This window comes from Streptomyces sp. NBC_00457 (assembly GCF_036014015.1).
GTDB lineage: Bacteria > Actinomycetota > Actinomycetes > Streptomycetales > Streptomycetaceae > Streptomyces.
Genome location: NZ_CP107905.1, coordinates 4,036,530 through 4,057,048, shown reverse-complemented (window position 1 = coordinate 4,057,048; position 20,519 = coordinate 4,036,530). Strand labels below are relative to the sequence as shown.

Here is a 20,519-nt window from a genome sequence, read left to right as displayed (position 1 = left end):
GCTACTCACGGTCGTCGGCGGTGGCCCGCCGCCGCAGCCCGAAGAACACGCCCGCAGCCACGAGGACCACGGCTCCGGCCGCGATGCCCACGACCACGCCCGTCGAGCTCGACGAGTCGTCGGAACCGGACGCGGCCGGTACCGCCGACCACCAGCTCCAGTAGCCGTCCTGGCCGAAGATGTTGCCCGCCTTCTCCGGCATGGTGGTGATCGACTCGATCTGGTCCGTGCGGTACGCCTCGACCGCGTTCGGGTACGCCATGACGTTCATGTACCCGAGGTCGTACAGCCGCGACTCCATCTGCTTGACGAGGCCGGCCCGTTTGGCCGGGTCGTACTCGGCGAGCTGCTGGGCGTAGAGCTTGTCGTAGGGCTTGTCGCAGATGAAGTTGTCGGTCGCGCCCACGTCGTCCGGGGTCGCGGGCAGGGCGCCGCAGGTGTGGATCGACAGCACGAAGTCCGGGTCGGGGTTGACGGACCAGCCGTCGAAGGCGAGGTCGTACTCGCCGGCGAGCCAGGGGTCGCTCACGTTGTCCAGGCAGTCGAGCGTGATGCCGATGCCGAGGTCGGCCCACCACTCCTTGAGGTACTGGCCGACGGCCTTGTCCTCGGGGTCGGTGGCATGGCACAGGACGCGGTAGGTGATCGGCTTTCCGTCCTTGCCGACCCGCTTGCCGTCGCCGTTCTTCTTGTAGCCCGCCTGGTCGAGGAGCTGAGCCGCCTTGGCGGGGTCGTAGCCGATCTCCTGGTCGGCCGACGGCTTCCAGTGGTACGTCGAGAAGCGCGGCGGGATGTAGCCGTCGCCCATCACGGCGTGGCCCTGGAAGACCTTGTCGATGATGGTCGTACGGTCGACCGCCATGAACAGCGCGTGCCGTACCCGCTGGTCCAGCAGGGAGGGGTCGCCGTTGCCGAACTTCTCGCCGTTGGCGGCGCGGGCGCCCGGGTTGGTGGCGAGGGCGTAGAAGCGGCGGCCGGGCGCGTCGTTGACCTTGATGTTCTGCTGGCCCTCGAGCGCGGACGCCTGAGCGGGGGTGAGGTCGGCGACGAAGGACACCTCGCCCTTCTGCAGGGCCGCGACGGCCGCGTCACCGTCCTTGTAGTACTTGAAGAGCAGCTCGTCGAACTTCGGGGCGCCGCGCCAGAAGCTCTTGTTGGGCTCCAGGCGTACATAGCTGTCGGCCTTGTAGCCGGTGAGGACGTACGGGCCGTTGCCGACGACGGGGAAGTCCTTGTCGTTGTTGAACTTGGAGAAGTCCTTGACCTTTTCCCAGATGTGCTTGGGCACGATCGGCACATCGAGGGCGGCCATCGTGGCCTGCGGCTTGTTCAGCTCTATGACGAGCTGGGTGGGGCTGGTGGCCGTCACCTTCTTGAAGTTGGAGACGAAACTGCCGTTCGCGGTCGCGGCGTTCTCGTCGGTCATCATCTTGTTGAACGTCCAGGCCGCGTCCTCGGCCGTGACCGGCTTGCCGTCCGACCACTTGGTGCCGGAGCGGATCGTGTACGTCCAGGTGAGCTTGTCCGCGGACGGTGTCCACTTGGTGGCGAGACCCGGGATCGCGTGGGCGTCCTTGGGGTCGTAGTTGGTGAGGTACTCGTACATCAGCCGGTGGATGCTGGTGCTGAGCAGACGGCTCGCCAGGAAGGGGCTCAGCGAGTCCACGCTCTGCGAGACGGCGACGGTGAGGACCTTCTTGTCGTCCGCGGCGGTGGCGGGCCGGGGGACCAGGACCGCCGACATCGTGAGGAGTGCGGCGACCACCAGGAGAATGCGGGTCCGGAGTCTGACATGTGTCTTCAGCTGCATGGAACCTGACCTCGCGTCATCGCTCGCACCGGCGGACAGTTTTCCGGTGTCTATCAGCGCCGCTCCGGGGCCGTCAATGGCGCCTGCACCCCTGGTGGCCTGCGGAAATAACAAGTTGATACGACAGATACCCTCAGAGGTCCAGACCGGTGAAGCGTCCCTGGTGAGGGGCTGACGGCCTGTTCGGGCCGGTCCGCACCCGGACGGGTGGCGCCGACGTGCGAGTGATCGATTTCGGCCCGATATTGGCCGATAACGAACGGATCTTCACTCGGACCCGCACCGGGAGGCACTCCATGCGCAGAGCCACGCACGCCAAGTGGGCCGCATGCGCGGCGGCGGCAGCGCTCGCGGCGACGGCCTGCGGAGGTGAGGACAGCGGCGGCGGCAGCGACACCGGCGCGGTGCTCTCCTCCTCCTGGGGCGACCCGCAGAACCCGCTGGAGCCCGCCAACACCAACGAGGTGCAGGGCGGCAAGGTCCTCGACATGATCTTCCGGGGACTGAAGCGCTACGACCCCGAGACCGGCGAGGCGAACGACATGCTCGCCGAGAAGATCGAGACCACCGACTCGCAGAACTTCACCATCACCATCAAGGACGGCTGGACCTTCAGCAACGGCGAGAAGGTCACCGCGAAGTCCTTCGTCGACGCCTGGAACTACGGCGCCAGCCTGAAGAACAACCAGAAGAACGCGTACTTCTTCGGCTATATCGAGGGCTACGACAAGACGCACCCGGAGGACGGCAGCAAGCAGTCCGCGGACACCCTCTCCGGCCTGAAGGTCGTCGACGACAAGACCTTCACCGTCAAGCTCAGCCAGAAGTTCTCGACCTTCCCGGACACCCTCGGCTACCCCGCCTTCGCCCCGCTTCCGCAGGCGTTCTTCGACGACCACGACGCCTGGCTGAGCAAGCCGGTCGGCAACGGCCCGTACAGCATCGACTCGTACACCAAGGGCTCGCAGATGTCGCTGCGGGCCTGGGACGCCTATCCCGGCACCGACAAGGCGCAGAACGGCGGCGTCGACCTCAAGGTCTACACCGACAACAACACCGCCTACACCGACCTGATGGCCGGCAACCTCGACCTCGTCGACGACGTTCCGGCGTCCCAGCTGAAGAACGTCAAGGCCGACCTCGGCGACCGCTACCTCAATACGCCCGCCGGCATCATCCAGACCCTCGCCTTCCCGTTCTATGACAAGAACTGGAACAAGCCCGGGATGGAGAAGGTCCGCACGGGCCTGTCCCGGGCCATCGACCGGGACCAGATCACCGACACCATCTTCCAGAAGACCCGCACACCGGCCACCGACTGGACCTCACCGGTCCTCGGCGAGGACGGCGGCTTCAAGGAAGGCCTGTGCGGCGACGCCTGCGAGTACGACGCCGCCGAGGCGAAGAAGCTCATCGAGGAGGGCGGCGGGCTTCCCGGCGGGCAGGTCAAGATCACGTACAACGCGGACACCGGCTCCCACAAGCAGTGGGTCGACGCCGTCTGCAACTCCATCAACAACGCCCTCGGCAACGACCGGGCCTGCGTCGGCAACCCGGTCGGCACCTTCGCCGACTTCCGCAGCCAGATCACCGACCTGAAGATGAGCGGCCCGTTCCGGGCGGGCTGGCAGATGGACTACCCGCTCATCCAGAACTTCCTCCAGCCGCTCTACTACACCAACGCCTCCTCCAACGACGGCAAGTGGTCCAACAAGGAGTTCGACAAGCTCGTCGACCAGGCCAACGCCGAGACCGACACCGCCAAGGCCGTCGGACTCTTCCAGGACGCCGAGGAAGTCGTACGGGACAACATGGCCGCCATTCCGCTCTGGTACCAGAACGGCAGCGCGGGCTTCTCCGAGCGGCTGTCGGACGTGAAGCTCAATCCGTTCAGCGTCCCCGTCTACAACGAGATCAAGGTCAGCTGACCCGCCGTGGGACGGTACGTCGCCCGGCGGCTGCTCCAGATGATCCCGGTCTTCATCGGGGCCACGCTGCTGATCTTCCTGATGGTGAACGTGATGGGCGACCCCATCGCGGGCCTGTGCGGCGACCGGCAGTGCGACCCGGCGACAGCGGCCCAGCTGCGGAAGGAGTTCGGTCTCGATAAGCCGGTCGTGCAGCAGTACCTGACGTACATGGGCAATGTGTTCACCGGCGACTTCGGCACCGCCTTCAACGGCCAGCCCGTCACCGAGCTGATGGCGTCGGCGTTCCCGGTGACCATCCGCCTGACGGTCGTCGCCATCCTCTTCGAGATCGTCATCGGCATCACCCTGGGCGTGGTGACGGGTCTGCGCCGCGGCCGCCCGATCGACACGTCCGTCCTCCTGGTCACCCTCGTCGTGATCTCCGTCCCCACCTTCGTCACCGGTCTGCTGCTCCAACTGCTCCTCGGCGTCGAGTGGGGCTGGATCAAGCCGTCGGTCTCCACGGACGCCACCTTCGGCGAGCTGATCGTGCCCGGCCTGGTCCTCGCCTCGGTCTCCCTCGCGTACGTCACCCGGCTGACCCGCACCTCCATCGCGGAGAACAAGCGGTCCGACTACGTCCGTACGGCGATCGCCAAGGGCCTGCCCCGGCGCCGCGTCATCACGAAGCACCTGCTGCGCAACTCGCTCATCCCCGTCGTCACCTTCATCGGCACCGACATCGGCGCGCTGATGGGCGGCGCGATCGTCACCGAGCGGATCTTCAACATCCATGGCGTCGGCTACCAGCTCTACCAGGGCATCCTCCGCCAGAACACCCAGACCGTCGTCGGCTTCGTGACCGTCCTCGTCCTGGTCTTCCTGGTGGCCAACCTGCTCGTGGACCTGCTGTACGCCGTACTCGACCCGAGGATCCGCTATGCCTGAACCGAAGGAGCCCGAGGGCGTCATCGCAGGCACCGGCGCGGGAGGCGCGATGGACCTGGCGGCAAGCGAGGCGGAGACCCTGGAGAAGACCCCTGGGGGCCCGGAAGGCACCGGCCCTCAGGGCAAACCCCGCTCCCTCTGGTCCGACGCCTGGCGCGACCTGCGCGGCAACCCCGTCTTCATCATCTCCGGGCTGGTGATCCTCTTCCTGGTCGTCATCTCGATCTGGCCGTCCCTGATCGCGTCCGGCAGTCCGCTCAAGTGCGACCTCGCCAAGGCCCAGGAGGGCTCCCAGCCCGGCGCGCCCTTCGGCTACGACGGCCAGGGCTGCAACGTCTACACCCGTGTCGTCTACGGCGCCCGTACGTCCGTCTCGGTCGGCGTCTGCGCCACGCTCGGGGTCGCGCTCCTCGGCTCGGTCCTGGGCGGGCTGGCCGGGTTCTTCGGCGGGCTCTCGGACTCGTTCCTGTCCCGGATCACCGACATCTTCTTCGCGATCCCGGTCGTGCTGGGCGGCCTGGTGCTGCTGTCGGTGGTCACCAGCAGCACCATCTGGCCGGTCATCGGGTTCATGGTGCTGCTCGGCTGGCCGCAGATCTCCCGCATCGCCCGCGGCTCCGTCATCACCGCCAAGCAGAACGACTACGTCCAGGCGGCCCGCGCCCTCGGCGCCTCCAACTCCCGCCTTCTCCTCCGCCACATCACGCCCAACGCCGTGGCACCGGTCATCGTCGTCGCGACCATCGCGCTCGGCACGTACATCGCGCTGGAGGCGACCCTGTCGTACCTGGGCGTAGGCCTGAAGCCGCCCACGGTCAGCTGGGGCATCGACATCTCCGCCGCGTCCCCGTACATCCGCAACGCCCCCCACGCCCTCCTGTGGCCCTCCGGCGCCCTCGCCCTCACCGTCCTCGCGTTCATCATGCTCGGCGACGCGGTACGGGATGCGCTTGATCCGAAGCTGAGGTGACGCGGGTGATGGCGCAGGGTGCTCTGCGGGCCGGTGGGGGCTGGTCGCGCCCACGCGGCGGTAGCCGCAGATTCAACACAGCCCCGCGCCCCTACGGGGCGCCGTTGCGCACCCGACCTTGTCCAGACCGCCCAGACGCGAAGCCGAGGTGACGCCGCCATGCTGCTCGAAGTGCGGGATCTGCACGTGGAGTTCAGGACGCGGGACGGGATCGCCAAGGCGGTCAACGGGGTCAGCTACGGCGTGGACGCGGGTGAGACGCTGGCCGTGCTCGGGGAGTCCGGGTCCGGGAAGTCCGTGACCGCGCAGACGATCATGGGGATCCTCGACATGCCGCCGGGGCGGATCACCGGCGGTGAGGTTCTTTTCCAGGGCAGGGACCTGCTCACGCTGAAGGAAGAAGCGCGGCGGAAGGTCCGCGGCGCCGAGATGGCGATGATCTTCCAGGACGCGCTGTCGTCGTTGAACCCCGTGCTCTCCGTGGGTGACCAGCTCGGCGAGATGTTCGTCGTCCACCGGGGCATGTCGCGCAAGGACGCGCGGGCCAAGTCGATCGAGCTGATGGACCGGGTCCGTATCCCCGGCGCCGGCCAGCGCGTCCGCGACTACCCCCACCAGTTCTCCGGCGGTATGCGCCAGCGCATCATGATCGCGATGGCGCTCGCCCTGGAGCCCGCGCTGATCATCGCCGACGAACCGACCACTGCCCTCGACGTCACCGTCCAGGCCCAGGTCATGGATCTGCTCGCCGAGTTGCAGCGCGAGTACAACATGGGGCTCATCCTGATCACGCACGACCTCGGCGTGGTCGCCGACGTCGCCGACCGCATCGCGGTGATGTACGCGGGCCGGATCGTCGAGTCGGCGCCGGTCCACGACATCTACAAGGCGCCCGCCCACCCGTACACCCGCGGCCTGCTCGACTCCATCCCGCGCCTGGACCAGAAGGGCCAGGAGCTCTACGCCATCAAGGGCCTGCCGCCGAACCTCATGAACATCCCGCCGGGCTGCGCCTTCCACCCCCGCTGCCCCCTGGCCCAGGACGTGTGCCGCACGGACGAGCCCCCGCTGTACGAGGTCTCCGAAGACCGGGGCAGCGCCTGCCACTTCTGGAGGGAGTGTCTGCATGGCTGAGCCGATCCTGGAAGTGCGCGGGCTCGTCAAGCACTACCCGCTCACCCAGGGCATCCTCTTCAAGAAGCAGGTCGGCGCCGTCAAAGCCGTGGACGGCGTGGACTTCGAACTCACCCGCGGCGAAACCCTCGGCATCGTCGGCGAGTCCGGCTGCGGCAAGTCGACGGTCGCCAAGATGCTGGTCAACCTGGAGAGACCGACGTCCGGGTCGATCAAGTACAAGGGCGAGGACATCACCAAGCTGTCGGGCAAGGCCCTCAAGACCGTCCGCCGCAACATCCAGATGGTGTTCCAGGACCCGTACACCTCCCTCAACCCGCGGATGACGGTCGGCGACATCATCGGAGAGCCGTACGACATCCACCCCGAGGTGGCCCCGAAGGGCGACCGGCGCCGGCGCGTCCAGGATCTGCTGGACGTCGTCGGTCTCAACCCCGAGTACATCAACCGCTACCCGCACCAGTTCTCCGGCGGCCAGCGCCAACGCATTGGTATCGCACGCGGATTGGCGCTGCGACCCGAGGTGATCGTCGCCGACGAGCCGGTATCGGCGCTGGACGTGTCCGTCCAGGCGCAGGTGATCAACCTGATGGAGCGCTTGCAGGACGAGTTCGACCTCTCCTACATCTTCATCGCGCACGACCTGTCGATCGTCCGGCACATCTCGGACCGGGTCGGGGTGATGTACCTCGGGCGGATCGTGGAGACCGGACGGGACGCCGAGATCTACGACCATCCGACGCACCCCTACACCCAGGCGCTGCTCTCCGCGGTGCCCGTCCCGGACCCCGAGGCGCGCAAGCACCGGGAGCGGATCATCCTCGCCGGCGATGTCCCGTCCCCGACGAACATCCCCTCCGGCTGCCGCTTCCGCACCCGCTGCTGGAAGGCACGGGAGCGCTGCGAACTGGAGGTGCCGCCGCTCGCGGTGCCCCCGGAGTTCACGGCGGGCCCGGCGGCGCACGACTCCGCGTGCCACTTCGCCGAAGAGAAGCAGGTCGTACCGGCCGAGAACGCGGAGTAACAAAGAGGCAACTCGGCTGACCCGTTTCCGATATACGGACGCGTCAGTCTCTACAACGTACGGCCGTGCGGGTGCCGTAAACGGGCCGGGGTTCGCCATGTAACCCCGGCCCGTTGCCGTCTCAGCGCAGGCCCAGCGAGCGCTTCAGGAAGTCCACCTGAAGCAGCAGCAGATTCTCGGCGACCTGTTCCTGCGGGGTCATGTGTGTGACTCCTGACAGCGGCAGCACCTCGTGCGGGCGGCCGGCGGACAGCAGGGCCGAGGAGAGGCGGAGGGCGTGGGCGACGACCACGTTGTCGTCGGCCAGGCCGTGCACGATCATCAGCGGGCGGTGCGGCTCGGCGGGTGCGGACAGACCGTCGTCCGTCACCAGGGAACTCTTCGCGTACGACTCCGGGTGCGTGGCCGGGTCGCCCAGGTACCGCTCCGTGTAGTGCGTGTCGTACAGCCGCCAGTCGGTGACCGGGGCGCCCGCGATGCCCGCGTGGAAGACGTCCGGGCGGCGCAGCACCGCGAGCCCGGCAAGCCAGCCGCCGTAGGACCAGCCGCGGATCGCCACCCGGGTCAGGTCCAGCGGGTGGCTCTTCGCGAGGTCGTGCAACGCCTCGATCTGGTCGTCGAGGGAGACGGTGAGGTCGTGGTGGATGGCCTTCTCCCAGGCAGGGGAGCGGCCGGGGGTGCCACGGCCGTCGGCGACGACCACCGCGAAGCCCTGGTCGGCGAACCACTGCGAGGTGAGGTGCGCGTTGTGCGCGGCTACCACGCGGGGCCCGTGCGGACCGCCGTACGGATCCAGCAAAACCGGAAGAGGGGCATCCCCTTGGTGGTCCTGAGGCAACAGCACGGCGCACGGGATGCGCCGTGCGCCCCCTTGGGTGAGGGTCATGCGCGGCGACATTCCGGGATCTTCGGCGTACGAGGGGATGATCGCCGCCCTCTTCCCGTCCCGCAGCACCTGCACCTGGGCGCCCGGTTTGTCCGGCACCGCCGACACGAGGACTGTCACGCCCCCGGAGCGCACGGCCGAGTGCACGCCGGGCTCCTGGGAGACGCGCTCCATGCCGAGTTCGTTGACCCGGTAGACGTGCACTTCGCCGGTCTCCGGGACGGCCGCGTCCTCGCCCGCCGACGCCGAGACCAGCACGTCGTCGTCGGAGACGTCGAGCACGGCGCGCAGGTGCAACTGCGGTCCCGTCAGCGGGCGTTCACCGACCCCGAGGACCCGGGCGCCGCCCTCGTCGGCGATCCGCACGAGCTGTCCGGAAGGGCTCCAGCAGGGCACACCGGGGAAAAGTTCAAGCCATGTTGGATCTTCGTCCGCGTGCACCATACGGGTCGCCCCGGTGTCCGGGTCCACGGCCAGGAAGAGCTGGCTGCGCTGGTCCCGGGCCTGGACGAGCAGCAGCGGTGCACCCGCCGCTGACCAGTGCACATGCGCCAGATACGGGTAGCGCGCCCGGTCCCAGACGACCTCCGTGCGCGTCCCGTCGAGGCCGATCACGAACAGCCGGACCTCCGCGTTGGCGCTGCCCGCCACCGGATACGCGACGTGGTTCGGGTCACGTTCCGGATGGGCCGGGTCGGAGATCCACCAGCGCCGCACCGGCGTGTCGTCCGCGCGCGCGACCAGCAGGCGGTCAGCCTCCGGCGCCCACCAGAAGCCCCGTGACCGGCCCATCTCCTCGGCCGCGATGAACTCGGCCAGTCCGTACGTCACTTGCTCCGATTCCGGCTCCGCGAGCGCGCGGTCACCTTCGCCCTCGGCCCCCACGACCCGCAGGGCGCCCCGGACGACGTAGGCGATATGCCGTCCGTCGGGGGCGGGGCGCGGGTCGATCACCGGGCCCGGGACGGGGAGTTCGCGTGCTGTGCCGGCCCGCAGCTCGGCCGTGAAAAGCCGCCCTGACAACGTGAAAGAGGCCAACTCGACGGCCGTGTCGGTGGCGTAGCCGACGATGCCGGCGCCGGACTCGCGGCTGCGCTCACGGCGCGCGCGTTCCTCGGGCGACAGGTTCTCCGACGTGCCGCCGAGCAGGGCGCGCGGCTCGGCCGCCACGCGCTCCCCGGCGTCCGGCAGGTCCAGCACCCAGAGTGAATTCGCCCGGTCTGTACCGGAACCCGAGCGCAGGAACACGACACGGGAACCGTCGGGCGCCACGGTGAACGAACGCGGCGCGCCGAGCGTGAATCGCTGGGTGCGGGCGTGCCGTCGGGGGAAGGAGTCGGGCTCTGTCGTCATGCCCCGACCATATTGGCCATGCGCCCCCTTGTGCGGCCGTGCGCCGACGGATGCGCATGCGTCGATAGTTATGATCACTGGCGTCGCGTGGGTATGAACCTGCTGGCTGTCGTATGGATTTACAAGGTGCCCTGCTCTGACTGGAGGTGAGCCGCCGTGGCACTCTCGATCTCGGCGGTGGTGCTGCTGGCGATCATCGTCTTCCTGCTGGTCAAGAAATCAGGCCTCAAGGCGGGACACGCGGTCGTCTGCGTGCTGCTGGGCTTCTATCTCGCCTCCTCGACCGTCGCTCCCACCATCGACGAGCTGACGACGAACCTTGCCGGGATGATCAGCAGCATCAAGTTCTGATCCACACCTTTAGGGTGGGTGCCATGACGGACCTGCCCGCTCGACGTCTGCTGCTGGTGCACGCGCACCCGGACGACGAGTCGATCAACAACGGCGCGACCATGGCCAAGTACGCCGCCGAGGGCGCGCGGGTGACTCTGGTCACCTGCACCCTCGGTGAACTCGGCGAGGTCATCCCACCCGAACTGCGCCACCTGACCGGCACCGCCCTCGGTGAGTACCGGCAGCGCGAGCTCGCCGCCGCCATGGGCGAGCTCGGCGTCGAGGACTTCCGTCTCCTCGGCGGCCCCGGCCGCTACCGCGACTCCGGGATGATGGGCCTGGCCGACAACGACGACCCCGCCTGCTTCTGGCAGGCCGACGTCGACGAGGCCGCCGCCCATCTCGTCGAGGTGATCCGCGAGGTACGGCCCCAGGTCCTCGTCACCTACGACTCCGACGGCGGCTACGGACACCCCGATCACATCCAGGCCCACCGGGTGGCCATGCGTGCCGCCGAGCAGACCGGCCTCGGCATCCGGAAGGTCTACTGGAACCGCGTGCCGCGCCCCGTCGCCGAGGCCGCCTTCGCCCGGCTCCAGGACGACCTGCCCGGCCTGCCCTTCGACAAGTCGGCCGCCGTCGACGACGTACCGGGTGTGGTGGACGAGACTGAGGTCACCACCGCGATCGACGGCACCCCGTACGCTGCCGCCAAGGCCGCCGCGATGCGCGCGCACGCCACGCAGATCGACGTGGCCGAGCCCTACTTCGCGCTCTCCAACGAACTCGCGCAGCCCCTCTTCACCACGGAGTACTACCAACTGGTCCAGGGGGAACCCGCCGTTCCGGGAGAGACCGACCTGTTCGCCGGAATCGAGGAGGCGTCATGAGCTCGGCCGACCGGACCTCGATGCTCGCCCAGCCCCTGCACCGCCCGTCCGCCGTGCGGGCCGCCGCCTATCTGGGCCTCTTCGTGCTCGGCGCGGTCGTCGGCGTGGCCGGGGCGCTGGTGCAGTCCGCGTGGATGCCGGGCGGGCTGCTGCTCGCGCTCGCCGGTGAGGCCGGGGCCTGTCTCGGCGGGGCGCTCGCCGCGCGCAGCAGAGGCGGGGCCGTCGCGCCGGCCGGCGGCTGGATGCTCGCCGTCATCCTGCTCACCGCCAGCCGTCCCGAGGGCGACTTCGTGTTCGCCGCAGAAGGCGGCTCCTATCTCTTCCTGCTCGGCGGTATGGCTGTAGCTGTGATCTGCGCCACCCTTGGCCCGGGGCGGCAACCGGGCGGAGGCCCCGCCCGACTTGGGAAATGACGTAACACTTCGCCGTTTCTTGCTCGTGTTGGTCCCGTGTGGGTTTCCGAGGCGGTCGTGGGATACGGGCCGGAAGTGGCCAGTATGGTGGTGGCCGCCGCCGAGCCGCCCGAACTGTGTTGAGGTCGAAACGGGCGGCGGAGCCAACCGGGAGAACCTGCCTTGAGTCGTGAAACTGACAGTCCGTCCTCCGGGCCCAACGGGCGCGGAGCCGCCTACCCCTCGGGCACGCCGCCGTACGGGACCCCCGCGGTCTCCGGCGACGGTCCGGACACGGGCCGCGCGGCCACGCAGCCGGAGGAACGCAAGACCGAGACCACGCTGACGACCCGGGTGCGGATCAACATCCCCGGGTCACGGCCCATTCCGCCGGTCGTCGTGCGCACACCCGTCGCGGACTCCGGCACCGCGGACGACACCGACGCCCCCGCGCCGGGGCCCGGTTCCGCCACGTCGATGGGCACGGGCACCGTCGAGGCTTCCGCCGAGCCCACGGCCCCCCAGCCGGGCGCCGAGGAGAAGACGAGCGACTGGTTCGCGCCACGCCCGACCTCCAAGGGCAAGGGCGGACCAAGCGGCCCTTCCTCCAACGGAGGCGCACCGTCCGGTGGTTCGGGCGCGGGTGCGTCCGGTGGCGGTGCGGGTGCGGGCGCTCCCGGTCGTACGGGCGCTCCCGGCGGCCCCCGTCCGGGCGGTGCCGGTACCGGTCGGCCCGGTGGTGTGGTCGGCTCCATGGGCGTGCCGGGCGGGTCCCGGCCCGGCTCCACGAACGGCGCCGGGCTGCCCGGCGCCACCGGTGGACCCGTCGCCCCCGGCCACGGCGGCGGCACCGGTTCCTTCGACGTGACCGAGGCGCTGGCGGCCGGGCCGCGGGGCAACGGGGCGCGTCCGGGTGCGGGCGACGGCGAACCGACCCGCGACGACCTGCCGTACTTCTCGGAGAACGACCGCACCGGCCAAGGCGGTTCGGGCGGCTACGGCGCCCAGAACGGTCAGGCCGGCCCCGCGGGTCCCGGCGGGCCGAGCGGCTTCAACGGACCGGGCGGCCGTGGCGGCTCCGGCGGACCCCAGGGCCCCGCGGGCCCGACCGGCGGTCCGGTAACCGGCGACGGCCCGATGGTGCCGCCGATCGGCGTCGGACCGGGCGGTGGCCCGGACGGCTTCGGTGGCGGGCCCGGCAACGGTCCCGACGGATTCGGTGGGGGTCCCGGCAACGGTCCGGACGGCTTCGGTGGAGCGCCGGGCGGCTCAGGACGTGACTTCGGCGCTCCGGGCGGCCGGGGCGGCGACTTCGGCGGCCCGGGCGACGGGCGCGGCGGTCGGGGCGGCGCGGGCAATGCGTCCGGTGGGTACGGCGGCCCGGGCGGCGCGTCCGGTCCTCCGGGCGTGTTCAACGGCCCCGGCGGTCCCGGCGGTTCTGGCGGTCCCGGTGGTCCTGGCGGCCCTGGTTCCGGCGGCCTCGGTGGTCCTGGCGGTCCCGGCGGCGGCCACGCTGGCCCCGGCGGTCCCGGTACGCCCCCTCACGGCGTCCCCCAGGCCGGCATCGGCGCTCCGGGTTCCGGCCCCGGCGGGCTCGGGCCCGGCGGCGGTCTGAGTGACGACACGGCGATCCTCACCCCGCAGAAGCACGTTCCCGAGCCGGGTCCGCAGGGCTACCCCGCCCCGGACAACGTCTCCGGACACACCGTCACCAGCGGCATCCCCGTGGTGCCGCCCGGCGCCGCGAACTCCCCGTTCGCGCCCGGCACGCACCCCGACGGGCCGCTGCCGCACACGCCCCCGAAGCTGCCCGAGCCGGACGAGAAGAAGGCCGCGCCCGCGGCGGCGCCCAGGAAGAAGAAGGGCCGCAACAAGTTGGCCCTGGTCGGCGTCGGCGTGTTCGTCGTCGCCGGTGTCGCCTACGGCGCCGGCCTGCTGATGAACCACTCGGACGTACCCAAGGGCACCTCCGTGCTCGGCGTCGAGATCGGCGGCGGCACGCGCGACGACGCCGTCAAGAAGCTCGACGACGCCTTCGGCGACCGTACGAACCAGGCGCTCAAGCTGTCCGTCGACGGCAAGACCGTGTCGCTCAAGCCGGACCAGGCAGGCCTCCAGTTCGACGAGCAGGCCACCGTCCGCGCGGCCGCCGGGAGCGACTACAACCCGGTCTCCGTCATCGGCTCGCTCTTCGGCAACCACCGCGTCGTCGACCCGGTCATGCCGGTCGACGAGGAGAAGCTGAAGGCGGCCCTGGAGGACGCCGCGGGCGGCGCCGGCTCGGTGACCGAGGGCACGATCAAGTTCGAGTCCGGCAAGGCCGTCCCCGTCTACGGCAAGGCGGGCAAGGGCATCGCCGTCGGCCAGTCGACCGACGCGGTCGAGGAGGCGTACCGCGACCAGGTGGAGACGGGCAAGGCCACTCCGGTCGAGCTGCCGACCACGACCCAGCAGCCGACGGTGTCGAACGCCGAGGTCGACCGTGAGATGAAGGCCTTCGCCACGCCCGCGATGTCGGCCAACGTCATCGTGCGGACGGACGCCGCCCGCTTCATCGAGTTCAGCCCGCAGAACTCCCTCTGGAAGTTCCTCCGGGTGAAGGCCGTGGACGGCAAGCTCGTCGACAGCCCCGACCTGAACGCGCTCCAGGAGCTCTACGGCCAGACCTTCGACGGCGTGCTGATCACCCGGGGCACCGGCGAGAAGACGCCCGTCACGCCCCAGGACGTCTACAGCGCCCTGCGCCAGGCCCTGCTGAGCAAGACCGACCGGGACGTCACCATCGAGACGAACCCGAGCTGACCCGCCGGGAGTGCCGCCTGACATGACATCCGTCATGCGGCACTCCGGACGGCCGACACTGCCCAGGTCCGCACGCCCGAAGCCACCATGGCCGTATGACTACGACAGCCTCGGTGGTCGCATTCGACCAGGTGAGCAAGGTATACGGCACCGTACGGGCCGTGGACGGACTGAGCCTTACCCTGCGCCCGGGGGAGACCGTGGCGCTGCTGGGGCCCAACGGAGCCGGTAAGTCGACGACGCTCGATCTGCTGCTCGGCCTCAAGCAGCCCGACAGCGGCACGGTCCGGGTGTTCGGGACGCTGCCGCGTGAGGCCATCGTCGCCGGGCGGGTGGGGGCGATGCTGCAGAGCGGCGGGCTGATGGACGAGGTCACGGTCGCGGAGCTGGTGCGGCTGGCCTGCGCGCTGCACCCGAAGCCGTACCCGGCGAACGACGTCCTCGCCCGCGCCGGGATCGCGCAGATCGCCGACCGCAAGGTCAACAAACTCTCCGGCGGCCAGGCCCAGCGCGTCCGCTTCGCCCTCGCGACCGCCGGCGACAGCGACCTGATCGTCCTGGACGAGCCGACCACCGGCATGGACGTCACCACCCGCCAGGCCTTCTGGGCGACCATGCGCGAGCAGGCCGACCAGGGGCGGACCGTGCTCTTCGCCACGCACTACCTGGAAGAGGCCGACGCCATCGCCGACCGGGTGCTGGTGCTGCACCGGGGCCGGCTGCTGGCCGACGGCACGGCGGCCGAGATCAAGGCGAAGGCGGGAGCACGGAGGATCTCCTTCGACCTCTCCGACGGCACCCTCGACGAGGCCGCACTGCGGGCGCTGCCCTTCATCACACGTCTCGACGTGTCCGGCCACACCGTCCGCATCCAGTCCGCCGACGCCGACGCCACCGTCCACGCCCTCTACGGCCTCGGCGCCTACCCCCGCAACCTCGAAGTCGCCGGACTCGGCCTGGAGCAGGCGTTCGTGGCCATCACCGAGGCCGAGGAGGCCCGTATCTCATGAACGATCTCATCCGGCTGGAGCTGACCCGCGCCCTGCGCAACCGCAAGTTCCTGTTCTTCTCGGTGCTCTACCCGTCGGTCCTCTTCCTGCTCATCGCGGGCAGCGCCGACAGCACCACGAAGATCGACGGGACGGGCCTGACGCTCCCGACGTACATGATGGTCTCCATGGCCTCCTTCGGCGCTCTCACCGCCGTCCTGATGGGCAACAGCGAGCGCATCGCCAAGGAACGGGAGAGCGGCTGGGTACGGCAGTTGCGGCTGACGCCGTTGCCGGGCCGCGGCTATGTCCTGGCGAAGACGGCGAGCGCGGCCGTGGTGAGCCTGCCGTCGATCGTGATCGTCTTCGTGGTCGCCGCTGTGGTGAAGGGCGTACGGCTGGACGCCTGGCAGTGGCTCGCTCTGACCGGCGCGATCTGGGCCGGCAGCCTCGTCTTCGCGGCGCTCGGCGTGGCCATCGGCTATCTCGCGAGCGGGGACGCGGTCCGCCCGATCACGATGATCACGTACTTCGGGCTGTCCATCCTCGGCGGTCTGTGGATGCCGACGACGACCTTCCCGGACTGGCTGCAGGACATCGCCAAGTGGGCGCCCACGCACGCGTACGCTGCCCTGGGGCAGGCGATCGAGCAGAGCCAGGCGCCGCACGCCGAGGACATCGCCGTCCTCGCCGTCTTCTTCGCCCTGTTCACCGGCGGTGCGGCCTGGCTGTACCGGAAGGACACGCTGAAGGCGTGAGCGGCATCGGCATCGGGCAGCGCCCGCAGAACCGCCGGCAGAAGGCCGTCAAGCTGCTGTGGATCGGCATCTGGCTCGCCTATCTGAGCGCGCCCGTCTCCGACCTGCTGCACGGCGGCCACAGCGACGGCGTCCGCGTCCTCGGCTGGATCGGCCTGGTCGCCTTCGTCGCCTGGTACTTCGCCCTGATCTTCCGCACCGGACGCGGCGAGACCAACGGCGTCGTCCTCGGCTCGGTGGCCGTGCTGGCCACCCAGTCGACCGTCCTCTCCCTCACCCTGGGCCGCGAGTGGCTCGTCCTGTTCGTGTACGTCGCGATCTCGTCCGGCGCGGCGCTCCCGTTCCACCTCGCCCGCTGGACCATCCCGGCCGTGTCCGCGCTGCTGACCGGCGTCGCCCTCGCCGTCCCGGGCGGCACGTCCTACCTGGCCGGACTGCTCTTCCCGGCCCTCCTCGGCGGCTTCTCCATGACCGGCATCCGCGAACTCGTCCGTACGAGCATCGAGTTGCGCGAGGCCCGCACCACGGTCGCCCAACTCGCCGCCAACGAGGAACGCCTGCGCCTCGCCCGCGACCTGCACGACCTGCTGGGCCACTCCCTGTCGCTGATCACGCTGAAAAGCGAACTCGCCGGCCGCATGCTCCCCGCCCACCCCGACAAGGCGGCCCAGCAGGTCGCCGACATCGAACACGTCAGCCGCCAGGCCCTCGTCGACGTACGCGAGGCGGTGTCGGGCTACCGCCGCCCCCGCCTCTCCGCCGAACTGGCAGGCGCCCAGGTCGCGTTGGCCACCGCCGGAATCACCGCCGACCTGCCGCCCGCCGACCCCGGCGTCACCGGCGTCACCGGCCTCACCGACCTCACCGGCGTCCCGGAGGACAGCGAGACCGCCGTCGCCTGGGCCCTGCGCGAGGCGGTCACCAACGTCGTACGGCACAGCGGCGCCCACCGCTGCACGGTGGAACTCCAGCGCCGCCAGACTCTCGACGGGCCCGTACTGGAACTCCGCGTCGAGGACGACGGCTCCGGCGGTGAGGGAAGCGGTCCCGGGCACGGCCTGACGGGCCTCACGGAACGCCTGACGAAAGCCGGCGGCACCCTGGAGGCGGGTGGGACCCGGCACGGCTTCCGCCTCACAGCCCGTGTCCCGGTGGCGCCTTCGGCCCACATAGGATCCGCGACATGAGCCTCACGATCAAGGTCCTCCTCGCCGAGGACCAGTCGATGGTCCGCGAGGCCCTTGCCGCCCTGCTCGGCCTGGAGGACGACATCGAGGTCGTCGCTCAGGTGGCCCGCGGCGACGAGGTCCTGGCGGCGGCCCGCGAGCACGACGTGGACGTGGCCCTCCTCGACATCGAGATGCCGGGCGCGACCGGCATCGAGGCGGCGGCGCTCCTGCACACGGAACTGCCGACCGTGAAGCTGGTCATCCTCACCACCTTCGGCCGCCCCGGCTACCTCCGCAGCGCCATGGAGTCCGGCGCCGACGCCTTCCTCGTCAAGGACGCCCCGGCAGCCCAGTTGGCGAAGGCGATCCGCAAGGTACTGGCGGGGGAGCGCGTCATCGACCCGACCCTGGCGGCAGCGGCACTGGCGGAGGGCGCGAACCCCCTGACGGACCGCGAGCGAGAGGTGCTGCGAGCGGCGGAGGACGGCTCGACGAACGCGGAGCTGGCGGCAGCCTTGCATCTGTCGCAGGGCACGGTCCGCAACTACCTGTCGACGGCGATCCAGAAACTGGCGGTACGGAACAGGGCGGAGGCGGCGAGGCTGGCAAGGGAGAAAGGCTGGCTATGAACGCAGGCTAGGTGCAGCGCCCTCAGGGGCGCGGGGAACTGCGCGACCAGCCCCCACGCACCCGCACCCGCCCACTCAGTTCAACATCGCCCGAGCCGCATGCGCCTGCCCCCGCACCTTCACAGCCGCCCCCTCATCAACCGCCCCCACCACCTCCGCATACGCCTCCAACTCGGCCGCACCCCGGACAAACTCCCCCCGCCGCACCAGCAACTGCGCCCGCTCATACCGCAACCGAGCCGGATGCGAAGGCAGCAGCAACGACAACTCCACCCCCCACAACGCCACATCCGACCGCTCAGGCCGAGCCGCAGCCCAGGCCCGCACGTTGTTGAGGATCCGCACCACCACCTCCAACGGATCGGCCGGCGCCAACATCGACGGATGCAGCGCGGCCCCCGTCGCCCCCGCGACCATCAACTCCACATCACCCCCGCTCAACACCCGCCCCCCGTCAAAGGGATCGGCGAGCACCTGCTCCTCCGCGTCCCCCACCCCGACCACGAAGTGCCCCGGCAACGCGACGCCGTACACATGCGCCCCCGCCCGCCGAGCCACCTCCATCCACACCACCGACAGCAGAATCGGCAACCCACGCCGCCGCCGAAGCACCTCATGCAGCAACGACGACTCAAGGCGCCGATAGTCCGCGGCGGAGCCGCGAAACCCGCACCGGTCCCCGAGCAGCTCCCGCAACGCCACCGCCCATGCCCGCGGCCCCCCGGGCCGGAACGGCAGCCGCCCCGCCAACTCGTCCAGCTCGATCTGCGCCGCGTCGATCCCGGCCTCGTCCAGCGCCCCGTCCGCCTCCGCGCCGACCAGCAGGCACAGCGTCGACAGATCGGGCCGTTCGGAACGTGCCTCTTCGGCGAACCGCCGCCGCAGCTCGGCGGACCGTTCCGGCGGGGGAGGGTAGGGGGGACGCATAGCTGGCTCGTGCCCTCTCACGGCGATCCGTACCGGCCGGTGTCGTTCGCCTCGTCCGTCGCGACCTCGTCCGAGGCCGGCTCGCGGTAGTGGTGGTACGAGTGATGCGCACCGAAGCCCATCCCGCCGTACAACGCCCGCGCCCCCTCATTGTCCGCCTCGACCTGCAGCCACGCAGCCGACGCGCCCTCGTCGAGGGCCTGCCGGGCCAGGGCGGCCATGACCTCGGTGGCCAGCCCCTCCCGCCGCCGCTCGGGATCCACCTCGACGGCGGCGAACCCGGCCCACCGCCCGTCCACGACCAACCGCCCGATGGCGGCGGGCGCGGCCCCGCCCGCACCGGGCACCGTCGCGAACCACACCGACGGCCCGCTTCCCAGCACCTTCAGCGCCACCTCACTCACGCCCTTGCGCTGATAACGCCCCAGCCACTGAGCATCGGCGGCCCTGGACAGCACGACCCCGGCCCCCGTCGCCCGGTCGGCGACCGGCGCAAGCCCGCCGATCCACATCTCGGCCGTCACCTCCCGGACCCACCCGCGCCGCTCCAGCTCGGCGCACAGCAGCTCCTGCGTGCCCTCGGCCCCGGTCGCGGTCTGGATGTACGCGGGCAGCCCACGATCGCCGTACCACCGCCGTACGACGGTGAGCGCCTCGTCGAGCGGGAGGCCGGGGTCGCCGAGGGGCAGGACGGAGTTGGCCCGCCGGGTGAACCCGGACGCGGCCCGCAGCTCCCACTCGCCGAGCCGCTCGCTCTCCACCGGCCGCCAGGCCCGGGCGGCGACCCGGGCCAGCTCCTCGTACGAGGCGGCGGGACCGCGTCGGCGGGCGGGCGCGGAGGGCACCACCTTGCCCGCCACCAGCGAGGACTCCGGAATCCGGACGGACTGCCCGTCCCGCCGCGTGATCACCAGTTCACCGGTGTCCCATGATGTGAGAACACCCACCGTGTCGGTGAATTTCTCATGTGTGCTTCCGGGTGTGGTCAAGCACCGCACCGATACGCGTTTGCCCACGTCAGCAGTGGTGATACGGATCTCAAGGCGCCCGGCCGCGGAGATTTCCACAGGTCAGTTCACCCCTCCTGTTCGGATCATGCCCAAGAACGGAGATACTAGGTGCGGGCATCGACGACGCCGCGCTCCCGCGCGCCAGGCGGCGGAGCCTGAGGAGGCCCGCCAGCGCCCTATCGAGGAGGAACGACAGCGTGACCTACGTCATCGCGCAGCCTTGTGTCGACGTCAAGGACAAGGCGTGCATCGAGGAGTGCCCGGTCGACTGCATCTACGAGGGCTCCCGGTCCTTGTACATCCACCCGGACGAATGCGTCGACTGTGGTGCCTGTGAACCGGTCTGCCCGGTCGAGGCGATCTTCTACGAAGACGACACTCCTGAGGAGTGGAAGGACTACTACAAGGCGAACGTCGAGTTCTTCGACGAGCTCGGCTCCCCCGGCGGCGCCAGCAAGCTGGGCCTGATCGAGCGCGATCACCCCTTCATCGCCGCGCTGCCGCCGCAGAACGGCTGAGAGCGGCCCGCGTCACTCGCGCCGCCTCGGTCCCGTACGGCCTGATCGCCTTGATCGCCGTACGGGG

18 protein-coding genes are annotated in these 20,519 nt (G+C 70.2%); 14 read left to right on the top strand and 4 right to left on the bottom strand.

The genetic code is table 11. The features are described 5' to 3' along the window. Window position 1 precedes the first annotated feature (1 nt). Window positions 2-1,744 carry an ABC transporter substrate-binding protein gene (locus OG828_RS18220; protein ID WP_328442352.1) on the bottom strand — a complete coding sequence of 581 codons (1,743 nt, stop codon included), beginning with the start codon at window positions 1,742-1,744 and terminating at the stop codon, window positions 2-4. A 362-nt stretch (window positions 1,745-2,106) separates the two neighbouring features. On the opposite strand from OG828_RS18220, the gene OG828_RS18215 reads away from it, so the two are divergent. From OG828_RS18215 to OG828_RS18195, 5 genes are all read left to right on the top strand, one after another. Next, on the top strand, window positions 2,107-3,738 hold the full coding sequence (locus OG828_RS18215) for a peptide ABC transporter substrate-binding protein (RefSeq protein ID WP_328438696.1): 1,632 nt from the start codon (window positions 2,107-2,109) through the stop codon (window positions 3,736-3,738). 6 nt (window positions 3,739-3,744) lie between these two features. Next, a complete protein-coding gene (locus tag OG828_RS18210; protein ID WP_210577185.1) occupies window positions 3,745-4,668 on the top strand; it encodes an ABC transporter permease in 924 nt (307 codons plus the stop codon). After that, the gene (locus tag OG828_RS18205) at window positions 4,661-5,638 is read left to right on the top strand and encodes an ABC transporter permease (protein WP_328438693.1); all 978 of its coding nucleotides are present in this window, start codon (window positions 4,661-4,663) and stop codon (window positions 5,636-5,638) included. The genes OG828_RS18210 and OG828_RS18205 overlap by 8 nt, the downstream gene beginning before the upstream one ends. A gap of 159 nt (window positions 5,639-5,797) precedes the next feature. Next, a complete protein-coding gene (locus OG828_RS18200; RefSeq protein ID WP_328501715.1) occupies window positions 5,798-6,772 on the top strand; it encodes an ABC transporter ATP-binding protein in 975 nt (324 codons plus the stop codon). Further along, on the top strand, window positions 6,765-7,796 hold the full coding sequence (locus OG828_RS18195) for an ABC transporter ATP-binding protein (protein ID WP_328501714.1): 1,032 nt from the start codon (window positions 6,765-6,767) through the stop codon (window positions 7,794-7,796). Before OG828_RS18200 ends, OG828_RS18195 begins: the two co-directional genes overlap by 8 nt. Before the next feature lie 121 nt (window positions 7,797-7,917). Here OG828_RS18195 and OG828_RS18190 read toward each other — a convergent pair whose 3' ends face one another. Next, window positions 7,918-10,035, bottom strand: a complete 2,118-nt coding sequence (locus OG828_RS18190; RefSeq protein ID WP_328501713.1) for a S9 family peptidase — start codon at window positions 10,033-10,035, stop codon at window positions 7,918-7,920. A 156-nt stretch (window positions 10,036-10,191) separates the two neighbouring features. Here OG828_RS18190 and OG828_RS18185 point away from each other — a divergent pair, with 156 nt between their 5' ends. The 8 genes from OG828_RS18185 (at window position 10,192) to OG828_RS18150 (ending at window position 17,997) form a co-directional block, all read left to right on the top strand. Beyond that, window positions 10,192-10,386, top strand: coding sequence for a hypothetical protein (locus tag OG828_RS18185; RefSeq protein ID WP_210577190.1), 195 nt, complete (start codon window positions 10,192-10,194; stop codon window positions 10,384-10,386). A 23-nt stretch (window positions 10,387-10,409) separates the two neighbouring features. Continuing rightward, window positions 10,410-11,258, top strand: coding sequence for an N-acetyl-1-D-myo-inositol-2-amino-2-deoxy-alpha-D-glucopyranoside deacetylase (gene mshB / locus OG828_RS18180; protein WP_328501712.1), 849 nt, complete (start codon window positions 10,410-10,412; stop codon window positions 11,256-11,258). After that, complete coding sequence (locus tag OG828_RS18175) at window positions 11,255-11,671, top strand: DUF6113 family protein (RefSeq protein WP_328357489.1); 417 nt, start codon at window positions 11,255-11,257, stop codon at window positions 11,669-11,671. The genes mshB and OG828_RS18175 overlap by 4 nt, the downstream gene beginning before the upstream one ends. Before the next feature lie 162 nt (window positions 11,672-11,833). Then, on the top strand, window positions 11,834-14,452 hold the full coding sequence (locus OG828_RS18170) for a hypothetical protein (RefSeq protein WP_328501711.1): 2,619 nt from the start codon (window positions 11,834-11,836) through the stop codon (window positions 14,450-14,452). A gap of 95 nt (window positions 14,453-14,547) precedes the next feature. Then, window positions 14,548-15,462, top strand: a complete 915-nt coding sequence (locus tag OG828_RS18165) for an ABC transporter ATP-binding protein (protein WP_328501710.1) — start codon at window positions 14,548-14,550, stop codon at window positions 15,460-15,462. Beyond that, window positions 15,459-16,199 (top strand): ABC transporter permease, encoded by a 741-nt coding sequence (locus tag OG828_RS18160; RefSeq protein ID WP_328501709.1) that lies wholly within the window; start codon window positions 15,459-15,461, stop codon window positions 16,197-16,199. Before OG828_RS18165 ends, OG828_RS18160 begins: the two co-directional genes overlap by 4 nt. Continuing rightward, window positions 16,196-17,386 (top strand): sensor histidine kinase, encoded by a 1,191-nt coding sequence (locus tag OG828_RS18155; protein ID WP_328501708.1) that lies wholly within the window; start codon window positions 16,196-16,198, stop codon window positions 17,384-17,386. The genes OG828_RS18160 and OG828_RS18155 overlap by 4 nt, the downstream gene beginning before the upstream one ends. After that, complete coding sequence (locus tag OG828_RS18150; protein ID WP_328501707.1) at window positions 17,383-17,997, top strand: response regulator transcription factor; 615 nt, start codon at window positions 17,383-17,385, stop codon at window positions 17,995-17,997. The genes OG828_RS18155 and OG828_RS18150 overlap by 4 nt, the downstream gene beginning before the upstream one ends. A gap of 75 nt (window positions 17,998-18,072) precedes the next feature. Here OG828_RS18150 and OG828_RS18145 read toward each other — a convergent pair whose 3' ends face one another. Further along, window positions 18,073-18,924: a transglutaminase-like domain-containing protein gene (locus tag OG828_RS18145; protein WP_328357471.1), complete on the bottom strand. Its 852-nt coding sequence runs from the start codon at window positions 18,922-18,924 to the stop codon at window positions 18,073-18,075. Between the two features lie 17 nt (window positions 18,925-18,941). After that, window positions 18,942-19,991: a GNAT family N-acetyltransferase gene (locus OG828_RS18140; protein WP_328438682.1), complete on the bottom strand. Its 1,050-nt coding sequence runs from the start codon at window positions 19,989-19,991 to the stop codon at window positions 18,942-18,944. A 140-nt stretch (window positions 19,992-20,131) separates the two neighbouring features. On the opposite strand from OG828_RS18140, the gene fdxA reads away from it, so the two are divergent. Then, window positions 20,132-20,452, top strand: a complete 321-nt coding sequence (gene fdxA / locus OG828_RS18135) for a ferredoxin (protein WP_003985062.1) — start codon at window positions 20,132-20,134, stop codon at window positions 20,450-20,452. Window positions 20,453-20,519: the final 67 nt, after the last annotated feature.

Coding starts and splice junctions, on each gene's coding strand:
- OG828_RS18220 (WP_328442352.1), bottom strand. CDS start 1,744: ATGTCGGCGGTCCTGGTCCCCCGGCCCGCCACCGCCGCGGACGACAAG.
- OG828_RS18215 (WP_328438696.1), top strand. CDS start 2,107: ATGCGCAGAGCCACGCACGCCAAGTGGGCCGCATGCGCGGCGGCGGCA.
- OG828_RS18205 (WP_328438693.1), top strand. CDS start 4,661: ATGCCTGAACCGAAGGAGCCCGAGGGCGTCATCGCAGGCACCGGCGCG.
- OG828_RS18200 (WP_328501715.1), top strand. CDS start 5,798: ATGCTGCTCGAAGTGCGGGATCTGCACGTGGAGTTCAGGACGCGGGAC.
- OG828_RS18195 (WP_328501714.1), top strand. CDS start 6,765: ATGGCTGAGCCGATCCTGGAAGTGCGCGGGCTCGTCAAGCACTACCCG.
- OG828_RS18190 (WP_328501713.1), bottom strand. CDS start 10,035: ATGACGACAGAGCCCGACTCCTTCCCCCGACGGCACGCCCGCACCCAG.
- mshB (WP_328501712.1), top strand. CDS start 10,410: ATGACGGACCTGCCCGCTCGACGTCTGCTGCTGGTGCACGCGCACCCG.
- OG828_RS18175 (WP_328357489.1), top strand. CDS start 11,255: ATGAGCTCGGCCGACCGGACCTCGATGCTCGCCCAGCCCCTGCACCGC.
- OG828_RS18165 (WP_328501710.1), top strand. CDS start 14,548: ATGACTACGACAGCCTCGGTGGTCGCATTCGACCAGGTGAGCAAGGTA.
- OG828_RS18160 (WP_328501709.1), top strand. CDS start 15,459: ATGAACGATCTCATCCGGCTGGAGCTGACCCGCGCCCTGCGCAACCGC.
- OG828_RS18150 (WP_328501707.1), top strand. CDS start 17,383: ATGAGCCTCACGATCAAGGTCCTCCTCGCCGAGGACCAGTCGATGGTC.
- OG828_RS18145 (WP_328357471.1), bottom strand. CDS start 18,924: ATGCGTCCCCCCTACCCTCCCCCGCCGGAACGGTCCGCCGAGCTGCGG.